Annotated in this window: 8 protein-coding genes and 1 pseudogene; 7 read left to right on the top strand and 2 right to left on the bottom strand. The window is 72.1% G+C overall.

Going from position 1 to position 13,892, the window contains the following annotated elements; all coding sequences use genetic code 11:
* Positions 1–130: 130 nt before the first annotated feature.
* From AOQ53_RS26085 to AOQ53_RS26110, 6 genes are all read left to right on the top strand, one after another.
* Positions 131–2,602, top strand: a complete 2,472-nt coding sequence (locus tag AOQ53_RS26085; RefSeq protein WP_059420896.1) for an ATP-binding SpoIIE family protein phosphatase — start codon at positions 131–133, stop codon at positions 2,600–2,602.
* Positions 2,603–2,604: 2 nt separating this feature from the next.
* Positions 2,605–3,594, top strand: a complete 990-nt coding sequence (locus AOQ53_RS26090; RefSeq protein WP_078945507.1) for a LacI family DNA-binding transcriptional regulator — start codon at positions 2,605–2,607, stop codon at positions 3,592–3,594.
* A gap of 45 nt (positions 3,595–3,639) precedes the next feature.
* Positions 3,640–4,878: an ABC transporter substrate-binding protein gene (locus tag AOQ53_RS26095; RefSeq protein ID WP_059420900.1), complete on the top strand. Its 1,239-nt coding sequence runs from the start codon at positions 3,640–3,642 to the stop codon at positions 4,876–4,878.
* Between the two features lie 68 nt (positions 4,879–4,946).
* Positions 4,947–5,795 (top strand): carbohydrate ABC transporter permease, encoded by an 849-nt coding sequence (locus AOQ53_RS26100; RefSeq protein WP_236711824.1) that lies wholly within the window; start codon positions 4,947–4,949, stop codon positions 5,793–5,795.
* Positions 5,792–6,619 (top strand): carbohydrate ABC transporter permease, encoded by an 828-nt coding sequence (locus tag AOQ53_RS26105; protein ID WP_059420903.1) that lies wholly within the window; start codon positions 5,792–5,794, stop codon positions 6,617–6,619. Before AOQ53_RS26100 ends, AOQ53_RS26105 begins: the two co-directional genes overlap by 4 nt.
* Before the next feature lie 45 nt (positions 6,620–6,664).
* Positions 6,665–9,097 (top strand): glycoside hydrolase family 31 protein, encoded by a 2,433-nt coding sequence (locus AOQ53_RS26110; protein ID WP_059420904.1) that lies wholly within the window; start codon positions 6,665–6,667, stop codon positions 9,095–9,097.
* A gap of 301 nt (positions 9,098–9,398) precedes the next feature.
* Here AOQ53_RS26110 and AOQ53_RS46570 read toward each other — a convergent pair.
* A pseudogene (locus AOQ53_RS46570) lies at positions 9,399–10,217 on the bottom strand (glycoside hydrolase family 3 C-terminal domain-containing protein); the annotation flags it as partial.
* A 380-nt stretch (positions 10,218–10,597) separates the two neighbouring features.
* On the opposite strand from AOQ53_RS46570, the gene AOQ53_RS26115 reads away from it, so the two are divergent.
* Positions 10,598–12,760: an ATP-binding SpoIIE family protein phosphatase gene (locus tag AOQ53_RS26115; protein WP_059420906.1), complete on the top strand. Its 2,163-nt coding sequence runs from the start codon at positions 10,598–10,600 to the stop codon at positions 12,758–12,760.
* A gap of 315 nt (positions 12,761–13,075) precedes the next feature.
* Here AOQ53_RS26115 and AOQ53_RS26120 read toward each other — a convergent pair.
* On the bottom strand, positions 13,076–13,892 hold an 817-nt coding region (locus AOQ53_RS26120; protein WP_059420907.1), incomplete at its 5' end, for a beta-ketoacyl-[acyl-carrier-protein] synthase family protein.

Here is a 13,892-nt window from a genome sequence, read left to right on the forward strand (position 1 = left end):
GATCCTCACGACGGGCGACGCACCCGGGTGCTCCCGGGGTTCCGCCACCTCGACCCATCCGATTTGTCGGATTCTCCCGTGACGCGCACGCTGGACTGTGAGTGACACCACTGGCACGAATTGGGCAGGAATGGCCACTTATGATCAGCCTCATGGTTACTACGGGTGGTCACCGGGTGCTGCGACAGCCACCATCAGCCTGGAGGGCGTGCTCACAGGGTGGAGCGAGGGCGCTCGGCGGCTGCTGGGCCACCGTGCCGGGGAGGTCGTCGGACGCGCGGCGGCCGGACTCCTCGCCGGTCCGGAGCCCCCCGACGCGGCCGGGCTCTCCCTGACGGGCTCCCAGGAATGGAGCGGCACGGCGGTACTGCGGCACCGGGACGGCCACCTCGTCGAGCTGACCCTGCACGCCCATCCGTCGCTGGGCGGCGACGGCGCCCCCCAGGGTTTCGTAGTGACCGCCACCACGGGTCGCGAGTCGGAGCACGATCTGAGGATGGTGGAGTGGGCGTTCGCCCAGTCGTCGATCCCGCTGTCCACGTATGCCACCGCCTCGGGCTCATGGCAGCTGAACGCGGCCGCGGAGGGCGGTGAGCAGGAGGTCCCGACGGCCGCGGGCGAGGAGACGCGGGCGACCGGCGGCAGGCAGGTGGCCGAGGACGATCCGTCGCCGGATTCCGCTCCCCTGGGCGACGCCTGCGCCGACAAGGGGTTCCTGGAGTGCGTCCGCCTGGTCGCCGAGGAAGCCCGGTCGATGCGCTATGAGCGCTTCGGCCGGGCTCAGCCCTCGGCTCGCCAGCGTGCCTGGATCATCGAGCTGTGGCCGGTCCGCGATCCCGCCACCGGTGAGGTGGTCGGCGTCGGCACCGCGACGTTCGACAGCAGTGAGCAGCGCTCCGCCCGCCAGCGGCTGGCCCTGCTGAAGGAGGCCGGCACCCGGATCGGTACGACCCTGAACGTCACAAGGACCGCCGAGGAGCTCGCCGATCTGGTCGTTCCGCGGCTCGCCGACTTCGTCAGCGTGGACCTGCTGGACTCCGTGCTGCTCGGAGAGGAACCGGTCCCCGGACCCGTCGACGCGGCCGTGGTGCTCCGCCGGGTCGCGCACCAGTCCGTCACCGCCGGCGGCGACACGCCCGAAGCCGCAGTCGACCTCGGAGAGGTCGACACCTATCCCCCGTACTCACCCCCTGCCCGTTCCCTGAGCAGCGGGCAATCCGTACTCAGCGGCATCGACGACCCCGACTTCGTCCGGTGGGTCACCGAGCACCGGATGAGGAGCACCCGGGTCCGGGAGTTCGGGCTCCACTCGCTCATGGCCACCCCGCTGCGGGCCAGGGGCATCACCCTCGGGGTGGCGGTCTTCGTGCGCGGAGAGGGCTCCGAGCCCTTCCAGCAGGACGATCTGCTGCTCGCCGAAGAACTCGCCGGCCGGGCGGCCGTGGGCGTGGACAACGCGCGCCGTTACACCCGAGAGCGCACCAACGCGCTCACCCTCCAGCGCAGTCTGCTGCCCCGTGATCTCCCCAGGCAGGCGGCCGTCGAGGTGGCGTACCGATATCTGCCGGCCGGTACGGGCGTGGGAGTGGGCGGCGACTGGTTCGACGTCATCCCCCTGTCGGGCACCCGGGTGGCCCTGGTCGTCGGCGACGTGGTCGGGCACGGCATCCACGCCTCCGCCACCATGGGGCAGCTGCGCACCGCGGTGCGCACCCTCGCCGACGTGGATCTGCCGCCCGATGAGCTCCTCACCCACCTCGACGACCTGGTCATCCACCTCACGTCGGACGACTCCGGCGTCGAGACCGGCCTGCGGGACACCACCGGTGAGATCGGGGCGACCTGCCTCTACGCCGTCTACGACCCGGTCTCCCGCGTCTGCACCCTCGCCAGTGCCGGCCACCTGCCGCCCGCCGTCCTGCTCCCCGACGGCGCGGTCAGCGTGGTCCAGCTGACCCCCGGCCCGCTGCTGGGAGTCGGCGGTCTGCCCTTCGAGTCCACCGAGCTGGAGCTGCCCGAGGGCAGTCTGCTGGCCTTCTACACGGACGGCCTGATCGAGGCACGCGATCGAGACGTCAGCCTCGGCCTGGATCGGCTGTGCGACGCCCTGGCCCACCCTGTTCCCTCGCTGGAGGTCACCTGCGACGCCATCCTCAAGGCCCTGTTGCCCGACAGCCCACCCGACGACGTGGCCCTCCTCCTGGCGCGCACCCGAGCCCTGCACGCCGACCAGGTCGCCGCCTGGGCCCTGCCCGCCGATCCGGCGATCGTGGCCGACGCCCGGGCCCAGACCAGCCGTCAGCTCGCGGCCTGGGGGCTGCAGGACGCGGCGTTCGTCACCGAGCTGGTGGTGAGCGAGCTCGTCACCAACGCCATCCGCTACGGGGACGTACCGATCGGACTGCGGCTGATCCGGGACCGGACTCTGATCTGCGAGGTGTCCGACGCCAGCAGCACCGCCCCGCACCTGCGCCGTGCCCGCACCTACGACGAGGGCGGGCGGGGGTTGCACATGGTCGCCCAGCTCACCCAGAGCTGGGGCACCCGCCAGACGACCACGGGCAAGACCATCTGGGCCGAACAACCCCTCCCGGCCAGCTGACCATGGCAGAGCACCCGGGCGTTCCGACGCCGCAGCGGCCCGCGGACACCGGAGGCCGGACCCACACGCTGGGGTTGCTCTACCCGCCGGCCGACCGGAATCGCGTTTACACGACGATGCAACTCGCCTTCATCGGCGGGGTGGCCGAGGCCGCCGCCGGCTACGGCTACGACCTGTTGCTCTCCCCGGCGGACACGGACGACGACCCTTCGTTCCGGCGGATGGTGGGTGAGGGGCGGGAAGAGGGGGAGCGGCCGTGTGCGGGCGTGCCACGCGTCGACGGCGTGATCGTCATGGAGGTCCGCCGGGAGGACGACCGGGTCGGCCATCTGGCCGAGGCGGGCTTCCCGTTCGTCGCCATCGGCCGCAATCCCCGGGCTGACGCGGCCGGCTGGGTCGATCTGGACTTCGCGGGTCTGGCGAGTGCCTGCGTCCAGCACCTCGCCGACCTGGGCCACCGCAGGATCGCCTTCGTCAACCGGTCGGAGCGGCTCTTCGACAGCGGGTACGGGTTCGCGCGGCTCGGCGACGAGGGCTACACCGAGGCGATGACGAAACTGGGGCTCACCCCCCGTGCGTACCTCTGCGACGACGACATCGTCTCGGGGCAGGAGGTCGTGGAGCGGATCCTGCGGGACGATCCGGCGACCACCTCCCTGGTCACCCAGAACGAGGCGGCCCTGGAGGGCCTCTACCGCGGGCTGACCCGGCACGGCCGCAGCGTGCCGCGCGACTTCTCCGTCGTCGGTGTGGCGGCCAGCCCCTGGGCCGAGCAGGTGAGCCCGCCTCTGACCGCCGCCGACATACCCGCCAAGGAAATGAGCCGGGTGGCCGTCGACCTGATGGTGGAGCGGCTGCGCTCACCCGGCTCGGATCCCCGGCGCGTCCTGATGAAACCCCTGATCACCCTGCGCGCCAGCACAGGCCGCTGCCGACCGGTGCCCGGTTCGGAACCCGAGCCGGAGTTTCCTGATTTTGACCTGGATTTCTGATACGTCACTTCCTGGACCCCGATCACGATCCTCTGGGAGCAGCCCATGTCCTACACGGTCGACCGCCGCGGCCTCCTGCGTACCGCGGGCGCGGGAGCGGCTGCCCTCGGTCTTGGCGGGGCGCTGGCCTCCTGCGGCTCCGACGAGTCGAAAACGGTCACCCTCACCTGGTGGGACTACTTCACCCTGGACAACTTCCAGCCCGGGATGAACCGTCTCATCAGGGACGTCGAGGCCGGCGTCCCGAACGTCCGGATCCAGCGGCGGACCTTCCCGTTCGCGGAGCTCGACCGGCAGATCACCCTGGGCGCGATCTCCGGCGAGCGGCCCGACATCGCCATCGTGGACAACGTCGCCATGAACACCCTGGGGGGCAGCGATCTGCTGGCCGACCTCACCGGCAGGGTCGAGGCGTGGGGCCAGGCCGACCAGTACTACCAAGGCCCCTGGGACAGCTGCCGGATCGGCGGGAAGGTCCTGGGGATCCCCAACAACAGCAACTGCCTCGCCCTCTACTACAACACCCGGATGCTCGAGTCCGCCGGAGTGGAACCCCCCACCACCTGGGACGAGCTGGCCTCCGCGGCCGAGCGGCTGACCAGCGGGGACCGGTTCGGCCTGGCACTGAGCGCGATCAAGACCGAGGAGGGCGTCTTCCAGTTCCTGCCGTTCCTGTGGCAGGCGGGCGGCGACCTGGACACCTTCGCCACCGACGGTGCGACGGCGCTGTCCTTCCTCCACGACCTGATCGCCAAGGGCTCGCTGTCGGAGAGTTGCGTGGGCTGGACCCAGCAGGACGTCAACACGCGGTTCATGAACCAGCGCGCCGCCCTGCAGATCAACGGGCCCTGGCAGATCCCCACCCTGAAGCAGGCGGACTTCGACTGGGGCGTCGTCGCCCTGCCCCGCGACCAGGAAGCCGCCACCTGCCTGGGCGGGGAGAACTGGGTCCTGATGGCGCAGAGCGAGAACCTGGACAAGGCGTGGGAGGTCCTGGAGTACACCCAGCGCCCGTCGGTGCTGGTGCCGTATCTGGTGTCGTTCGGCAACCTGCCCGCACGCGAAGACCTCGCCGACCGGGGCACCTGGGCGTCCGACCCGGCGCTGCGACTCTTCCTCAGCCAGCTCCCCCTCGCCCGCCCACGGCAGTACGGACGTGGCTACGCTGACGCCTCGCAGGCCATCGCAGAGGCCGAGCAGGCCGTGCTGACCGGTTCCGCGTCCCCGTCAGCGGCGGCGAGGACCGCCGCCGCCAAGATCGACAAAGCACTGTCCGCCCGATGAGGCCACACCGGAGCAGGCCGCCGTCCTCCCGCCGCCGACGCGCGGGCTACCTGTTCTGCCTTCCGGGGATGACCTTCCTCGCCCTCTTCCTGGCCTACCCGCTGTTCTACAACCTCCGGACGTCCGTCCACGACGTGCGGTTGAGCCAACTGCTCGGCGGAAGCTGGCAGTTCAACGGCCTCGACAACTACCGGGCCGTGCTCGATGATCCGGCCTTCTGGCACTCCGTACGTCTCTCGGTGGTTTTCACCCTGGGATCGCTGGTGTTCCAGTTCTCCATCGGCTTCGCCCTGGCCCTGCTCTTCGCCCGCCCGTTCCCGCTGGGCGGCCTCCTGCGCTCCCTCCTCCTCGTGGCGTGGCTGCTACCCCCGGTGGTCAGCGGCACCCTCTTCCGCTGGCTCCTCGACGCGGAGTCCGGCGCCTACAACGCCCTGCTGGAGGCGGTGGGCCTGGGCATCCTCTCCCACGACTGGCTCACCGACCCGTCCACCTCACTCGCCGGAGTCGTCTTCGCCAACATCTGGGTCGGCGTGCCCTTCAACATGCTGCTGCTCCTGGTGGGCCTGCACACCATCGACCCCCAGCTGTACGAGGCCGCGGCCATCGACGGCGCGGGACCCTGGCAGCGCTTTCGCCGGATCACCCTGCCGCTGATGCGGCCGGTCTCCGTCACCGTGCTGCTGCTCGGTCTCATCTACACCTTCAAGGTCTTCGACACCGTCTTCGTGATGACGGGCGGCGGCCCTGTCGACTCCACCCGCGTGCTGTCGCTCTACGTGTACGAGGTTTTTTTCAGGTTCTTCCGGTTCGGGCAGGGGGCGGCCGCCGGCCTGCTGCTGCTCGTCGTACCACTGCTCGCGGGCGTCTTCTACGTACGACGGCTGCGGCGCGAGGAAACGACAGGGGGTGCCGCGTGAAACCGCCCCGCCACCCCTGGTTGCTCACCGCGGTCGCCGTGGTGATCACCGCGGCCTTCCTGCTGCCGGTGTACTGGATGGCCAAGACCAGCCTCACGCCGCCGGACCGGATCCTGGCACCGACCCCGCAGTGGGTCCCCTACCCGGTCACCGGCGAGAACTACTCGACGGCGCTGGGCTACGAGGGCCTGACCCGGGCCCTGTTCAACAGCCTGGTGATCTCCACCGGCGTGGTGGCGCTGACCATGCTCCTCGGTGTCCCGCTCGCCTACGCCCTCGCCCGGGTACGGATGCGGGGCTCGGGCAGCATGGTGCTCGCCCTGCTCGTCGCCCAGCTGCCGCCCGCGATCGTGCTGGCCGCACCGCTGTTCATCCTCGAACGCCGGGCCGGTCTCGACGACACGTACGTGGGCCTGATCGCCGCCGACACCACGCTCACCCTCCCCTTCGCGGTGATCGTGCTGCGCCCGGTGCTGCGCGCGGTCTCCACCGAACTGGAGGAGGCCGCACTGGTCGACGGCTGCGGGCTGCCCGGCGTAGTGCTGCGCGTCGTCCTGCCGCTCACGGTGCCGGGACTGGTCGCGACGGCCGGGCTGTCCTTCCTGCTCGGCTGGGGCGAGTTCCTCTTCGGGCTCACGCTCGCCGAGGAGCCCGGCGTCCAGCCCGTCACCGTCCTGCTCAACGCCTTCGTCGGCCGGCACGGCACCGCGTGGGGAGCCCTGATGGCGACCGCCACCCTCATCAGCATTCCGGTGGTCTGCGTCTTCGCGCTCTTCCAGCGCTTCATCGTCGGCGGCCTCACCGTCGGCAGCGTCAGGGGCTGACGATGCGCGCGCCCACCCACACCCGACTTCACGACCGGGAAAGCCATGTCCTCACTGCATCCCCGTGACCACACGGCGTACGTCGCCCCGCCGCCGCCCCTGGTCCCCGCCGGGCCGGGCGCACTCGACCCGGTCGTCAGCGCCTCCGTCGCCCGCGCAGGCGCCGGTGGCGCGACCCTGGACGTACGCACCGCCGCCCAACGCACCGGCACGCTCCGGCTGCGGCCCGCGACGGGCACGGCCGTACGCGTCACCCTGCGCATGGACGACGTCCCGACCGCGCCGCGGGCATCCCTCGTCACCGCGCCACACGACGGCAGATGCACCATCGAACAGCCCCCGAACGGGGTGACCCTGCGGCTCGGGGCCCTGAGCGTGCAGGTGCGCCTGTCCCCGTTCTCGATGGAACTGACCGACCGCCACGGCCGGTCGCTGCGCCAGGTCACCGACGTACGAGACCCCAACGGCCGCCTGACCGTTCTCCCGCTCGGTGTCACCGAACTCACGGACGGCAGCCTCGCCCACCACGACAGCTGGACGGCCGAACCCGACGAGCACTTCTACGGCCTCGGTGAACGCTTCACGGGCCCGGACCTGCGCGGCCAGCGGGTCGAGTGCTGGGGCCAGGACGCCCTCGGCTCCACCGGCACCCGCTCCTACAAAGCGGTCCCGTTCCTGCTCTCCAGCCGTGGCTATGCCGTCCTGGTCGACACCACGACCGCGGCGACCTTCGACCTCGCGCACAGCAACACCGGCGCCTGGTCCATGACCGTCCCCGACGAGGTGCTCGACTACTGCCTGATCAGCGGCACCCCCGCCGAATGCCTGGCCGCCTACCGCGACCTGACCGCCCCCGCCCTGCTGCCCCCCAGATGGGCCTTCGGACCCTGGATCTCCGGCGGCTTCCGCCAGGACAGCGCGGCCGACGTCCGTGCGCGCGCCCGCCGGATCCGCGAACACCGCTTCCCCTGCGACGTCCTGCACATCGACACGTACTGGCAGCCGCACGGCTCCTGGTCCGACATGAGCTGGGACACCGGGGCGTTCCCCGATCCCCGGGGGCTGGTGGAGGCACTGGCCGGGCAGGGCTTCCACGTCTCACTCTGGATGAACCCGCACATCGGCGTGGACAGTGCCCACTACGCGGAGGCGAACCGCAACGGCTGGTTCCTGCGCACCGCCTCCGGCTCCACGTGTGTCGGGCAGGTCTGGGGCGGGGCGCATCCGGACACGGCCCTGCTGGACCTCACCCATCCCGGTGCGCTCGCCTGGTTCCGGGACCGCATCCGCCAGGCCATGGCCAGCGGGGCGTGCGTCCTCAAGACCGACTTCGGCGAGGCGGTCCCCGCCGACGCCGTCGCCCACAACGGCATGACCGGCGACCGCCTGCACAACCTCTACCCCCTCCTCTACAACGACCTGGTCGCCGAGGTCACCCGAGAGGCCACCGCGGACCACGGCCTGACCTGGGGCCGCTCCACCTGGACCGGCGGCCAGCGCCACGGCGCCAAGTGGACCGGCGACCCCAACGCCGACTGGCCGGACCTCGCCGCCACCCTCCGCGCCGGCCTCTCCCTCTCCCTCTCCGGCCACCCCTTCTGGAGCCACGACATCGGCGGCTTCCACGGCACACCGGACGCCGAACTCTTCGTACGCTGGGCCCAGTTCGGTCTGCTGTCACCGCTCAGCCGCTTCCACGGCATGACCTCCCGACTGCCCTGGGACTTCGGCGAGGAGGCGTACGCGGCAGTGCTGCACGCGGCCCGCCTGCGGATGAGTCTGCTGCCCCACCTCCACGCGGCCGCGGTGGAGTCCGTACGCACCGGCGAGCCGCTGGCCCGCCCCATGGCCCTGGACCATCCGGACCGCCCCGACGCCCATGCCGCCGACCTCCAGTACCTGCTGGGCCCCGACCTGCTGGTCGCCCCGCTGTACGCGCCGGGCGGACGACGGCAGGTCTGGTTCCCGCCCGGTGAGTGGCTGCCGTACGCGGGAGGAGAACAGCCCGGAAAGCCGACCGGAGAGCAGCACGCGGGGCGGGGAGGCGAACCGGGCGCGAGAAAGAGCGGCGAGCCGGGCACCACACCGGCCGGCGAACCGGTCACCGGTCCGGCCTGGCATCGGGTGGAGCTCCCGCTCGCGACCGCCCCGCTCTGGCTACGGGCCCAAAGCCTGTTGCTGACCACCGCTCCGGCCGACCGCGCGGGCAGCGCCCCGTTCCCGGAGGTGACCGCCGTCTGGGCCCGCCCCCAGGCCGAGCCCTCCCGTACGGCCCGGGCTGTCCTGTGCGACGAGGACGGCCACCGGACCGTCATCACCGCCCGCCTGTCCGGCGACGACCGCCTGACCCTCCGCACGGAGGGCCCCGGCCGCCCGCGGCTGCGCGTCGCCCTCCCGGGCTTTCCCCACGGGGCCCTGACGGCCGAGGTGGACGGCGTACCGACCGAGGTGGGCCTGTGGCCCGGAGGCGAATGGTGACACCGGATGCGATCGAGGGCTCTTCAGACCCGCATACGGAAGACCCGCATACGCGACGGAGGCGAGCGAGTGTCGACGGCCACGGCGTGACGGCCGGCCAACCCCCTTCCAGTGTGCCCTTCGAGCACAGGGGGTGGGCACAGCGGCAAGACGCAGTGCCGGTGTCGTGGCGGCGGTGCGGCGGTTCTTCCGGGAGGGACTGATGAGCCGGGGCCGGCCGGGACTCGTCGACGGTTCCGGCGGACCGGGAGACGTCCCTGAAAGCACGGGCGGGCACGTGTACCTCGGCGGTGACGCGTGCGCCCGCTTCCGCCTGAACCGCGGCGAAGCCGGCGAGCAGGCGCACCGGCCTGTCGGAGCCGTCCTGCGGCGGCTCCAGGTAGACCTGGACGACCTCGCGGCCGGCCCTCGGGCCGGTGTTGGTCAGTGCCACGGTCAGATTGAGCCCGTCTCCGCCCGCGGGGCTGGGCAGAGTGGCGGAGACGGGAGACGGGGAGAGGGTCACGGACTCGTACGTCCACCGGGTCCAGCCCAGACCGTGGCCGAACGGGAAGGCCGGGACGAGCCCCGCCCGGTCCCAGGCCCGGTGACCGACGTGGACGCCCTCGCTGTAGTCCACGATGCCGTCGCGAGGGCGGGCGTCGGGGACGGATACGTCCTCGGTACGGGCGGGCAGGGTCCACGGCAGGCGGCCCGACGGCTCGGTACGGCCGAGCAGGACGTCGGCCAGTGCGTGGCCGGCTTCCTGGCCCGGCAGCCACGCCCACAGCAGTACGGGCGCCTCGTCGGCCCAGGGCAGCAGCACCGGCGCGCCGGCGTTGACGACCACGATCGTGCGCGGGTTGGCGGCGATCACCTTGCGGACCAGGTCGTTCTGGTGACCGGGCAGGTCAAGAGCGGTGCGGTCCCAGCCCTCGGACTCGACCTCCTCGTTGGTGCCCACCACGACGACGGCCACATCGGCCGCCTGGGCCGCGGCGACGGCCTCGGCGATTTCCTCGTACGGCGTCGCCCCGGGCGGAGCGTGCCGCAGTTGGGCGGTGACGAAGCGGCCGTAGCCACCCGCGTCCACGACGGTGAGGTCCAGGGCGAGCGCGAGCCTGCGGCCTTCCGGTCCCACCTCGACGTCGATCCCCCGCAGGGGCGGGTGGTTGGCTGGACTCCAGCACCAGCTCCACGCCTCGGCCGTCGTCTCCGGCCAGGACCTCCTCGCCGTCCACGTTCACGCTGAAGCGCCCTGAGCAGCCGAACTCCAGACGGTGCGTCCCCGGTTCGGTGAGGGTCAGCGAACACCACCCGGTGAACGAGATCCGTCTTTCCCTGGTAGGAGACGGTGCCCTGGCGAGACGGCCCCATATCCGCATAGCCGCCGACGCGGGCGAAGGTGCCCAGGGTGTTGTTGAATGAGGTGTGCGGTCAGGAATCCGAGGACCCTGTCGCACGGGTTCTGGCCGGGCCCCGGCGCCGTGCCGGGGTTGGCGAGCGAGCTGAGAGAGTCGCATGGACGCCACACCCTCACCCTCGTCTTCGTCGCCGTTCGACATGGTCAGCAGCGCCTTGGGGCAGTACATCCCGCGAGGCGGAGCGGCGGAGGCCGCCGGTTCTGCCGTCTCGCAGGGCGACCGCGCCGCCCGCCAGCGCGTACCCGCCAACCCGACGCCCGGCCGTCAGGAGCAGATTCTCGGCGCGGTCAACCTGGACCGGGATCTGAGGATCAGCCGCTGCAATCTGGACGCCCCCGTCTTCGCGGGGCTGGACGCCGTGACCGGGAGCTCTTTCGTCGATCTTCTGCCTCCCGGTGACGTACCGACGGTCACACGGCGGCTGCGGCAGGTCCTCGAGACCGGTGAGCCGCACGTCGCCCGGGTCCAGCGCCTTCGGCGCGGTGACGGGTCGGAACTGGTGGTCTCGATGAGCATCCTGGCCGCCGCGGCGCCTCAGGAGGGCCTGACCGTCACCCTGATCGCCATGGCCAGGAGGCTGCACCTGTACGCCGCCGAGACCGCGATCGGCACCTCGCTGGACATCGGCGAGACCGCGCAGTCGCTGGCGGAGTCTCTGCTGGCCTGGGGGGACGTGGCCGCCATCGACCTCGACTTCGCCGTGTGGACGGGCGAGGGGGTCACCGGGCGGCAGCACGGGCGCGTCCGGCTGCGGCGGGCGGCCCTGGTGCCGGACCGGGTGTGGCCGGACGGTTATGTGAATCCGGGCGATGATCTCCCCGGCGATGCGAGTCGCCTGCTGTCGCTGGCGATACGGCGTGACGATGCGGCTCAGGCCATCGTCATACCCGACCGGGAGGCGATCGAGCGGGTACTCGGCAGTCCGCGGCTGGTACGCGCCCTGGTGCCCGGCGACCGGGCGGTTGCTGTGGCGTGCATACCGCTGGTCCTGGACGGCACGCCGCCCGTCGTTCTGGGGGTGGCGGAGGTCTGGCGGAGGGCGGACCGCCCCTTCGGCGACAGCGAGCTGCTCGACCTCCAGGAACTGGTGGCCAGGACCTCTCATCACGTCGACCTGGCCCGTCAGCACCAGCGCGAGCACACGCAGGTACTGGCGTTGCAGCGTCGGCTGCTGCCACGGACCGGCGGCGACACCATCGAGACTGCCAGCGTCTACCAGCCCGCCACCCCCGACAGCGCGGGCGTCGGCGGTGACTGGGTGAACAGCTTTCCGCTGCCGGACGGCCGTACCGCGCTGGTGGTCGGTGACGTCGTCGGGCACGGCCTGGGAGCCGCCGCGACCATGGGACAGCTGAGCATGGAGGCCCGCGCGCTGCTGTCCGCCGGGCTGGCGCCCGACGAGGTGCTGGAACACCTGGACGAGACCGTGACACTGCTGGACGACGCGGATTCCGGGCTGGCGGCCGGTTACAGCGCCCTCGGGTCGACCTGCTGCATCGCCGTATACGACCCGGTCAGCCACCGCGTGGCGCTGTCCAGCGCCGGCCACCTCCCCCCGGTCCTGGTGCCCCCGGGCGGGCCCGCCGGCCCGCTCGCAGTCCACCCCCACCCCGGCCTGGGCACCGAGTTCGCCCTTCGGGAACCGTTCGACGTGCAGGCGTTCGCCGCGCCCCCGGGCTCGCTGCTCGCCCTCTACACCGACGGCCTGGTGGAGGATCCCGCCATATCGATCGACGAGGGCATCGGCAGGCTGGCGGACGCCGTGTCCGCGGTGCACCCCTGGGACGCCCTGCCGCAGGCCGCGCGGGGCCTGGTCTCCGCGCTGGCGCCTGTGCGCCGACGCGACGACGTGACCCTGCTGCTCGCGCGCGTGATCGGCTACCGCAAGGGGGACACGGCGACCTGGCGTCTGCCCGCCCGCGACGACGCGGCCGCCCGGGCCCGCATGCTGGTCTCCGGACTGCTGAGGCAATGGCACACCAGAGCCGACACCCGGGACAGGGTGGTGCTGGTGGTCGACGAACTGGTCGCCAACGCGGTCCGCTTCGCCGGCGGCCCCCTCACGGTACGGCTGATCAGGGCCGGCCACGGGCTGCTGTGCGAGGTGGGCGACACCGGCAACGGCAGGCCGCGGCTGGGCCGCAACGAGCCCCTCGACGACGGTGGTCGTGGCTTGCACGTCGTGCACAGACTCACCACCCGGTGGGGGGTGCGGTGGACGGACACCGGCAAAGTGGTCTGGGCGGCATTCGGGACGTGACGCGGCCGCGGACGGGTCGGGGGCGGCGTGCGCTCGTCAGGCGGCGCCACCGGCCGTACGGACGGCACGACCGGTGGTACGGACGGCACGCCTGGTCTCCGGACGGCACAGCGGGTGGTACGGACAGCACAGCCCGGTCTCCGGACGGCACAGCCGGTGGTACGGACAGCACAGCCCGGTCTCCGGACGGCACAGCCGGTGGTACGGGCGGCCGGGCGGCCTAACCGGCGGTGCGGGCGGCCCGTCCCCTGGTACGGGCGGCGCCTCCGCTGGTACGGGCGGCCCGTCCCCCGGTACGGACGGCGCGAGCTCGCACTACAGCCACTCCCCCTGCAGGGCAGTGGCCGTGAGGCCCGGGGCCGCCGCGTACAGGACGGCACGATCACCCGGTTTCTGCCCGGCGTCGTGCGCCCTCCGCAGGATGTCGAACACGGCGGCGCCTCCGCGGTTGCCGCTGGTGTAGCTGTCCCGGCTGTAGTCCAGCAGCCCCGACGGCCACCCGTCGGGCATCGTCTGCTCCATGTACTCCAGCACCCGGGTCCCGCCGGGGTGCGCGAGCAGAACGTCGGGGTGCCAGGAGTCGGGGTCGTCCTGGTAGCGGAGGTGCAGCCACTCCCACATCGCGGTGACCGTCTCCTGTACGGCGCGCGGCCCGCGCCGGTCCATCACGAAGTGGGTGCCGTCCGCCCGTGTCTCCAGGCGGTGCAGGTCCTGGGTGCCGGGCAGCGTGTGGTGCCAGGCGGCGTCCAGCCGCAGCACCGACTCGGGCCTCGGGCGGCCCGTGACCACCGCGGCGACCGCGGTGTCCGCGAACAGCAACCGGACGATCAGGGACTCCAGAGTGTCGTCCGCGGGCTGGTAGGTCGTGCTCAGCGCCTCCGCGATCACGACCAGGACCACCCGGTCGGGGTCCGCGGCCACGAGATCCGCCGCCAGCGCCAGGGAGCGGGTCCCGGCGATGCAGGCCCACTGCGTGGCCGGCAGCAGCATCACGTCGTTGCGAAGCGGGAGTTGGTTGGCCAGGGCGATGTCCAGCCCCGGCAGCGCCGGAGTGGTGGAGTGGCTGGTGATCAAGCAGTCGACGCCTGCGGCGTCCAGCCCGGCGATCTGCAGGGCCCCGCGTGCCGCGCGC

This window comes from Streptomyces azureus, from assembly GCF_001270025.1.
GTDB classification, from domain to species: domain Bacteria; phylum Actinomycetota; class Actinomycetes; order Streptomycetales; family Streptomycetaceae; genus Streptomyces; species Streptomyces azureus.

Coding starts and splice junctions, on each gene's coding strand:
- AOQ53_RS26090 (WP_078945507.1), top strand. CDS start 2,605: ATGGCAGAGCACCCGGGCGTTCCGACGCCGCAGCGGCCCGCGGACACC.
- AOQ53_RS26110 (WP_059420904.1), top strand. CDS start 6,665: ATGTCCTCACTGCATCCCCGTGACCACACGGCGTACGTCGCCCCGCCG.
- AOQ53_RS26085 (WP_059420896.1), top strand. CDS start 131: ATGGCCACTTATGATCAGCCTCATGGTTACTACGGGTGGTCACCGGGT.
- AOQ53_RS26100 (WP_236711824.1), top strand. CDS start 4,947: ATGACCTTCCTCGCCCTCTTCCTGGCCTACCCGCTGTTCTACAACCTC.
- AOQ53_RS26115 (WP_059420906.1), top strand. CDS start 10,598: ATGGACGCCACACCCTCACCCTCGTCTTCGTCGCCGTTCGACATGGTC.
- AOQ53_RS26095 (WP_059420900.1), top strand. CDS start 3,640: ATGTCCTACACGGTCGACCGCCGCGGCCTCCTGCGTACCGCGGGCGCG.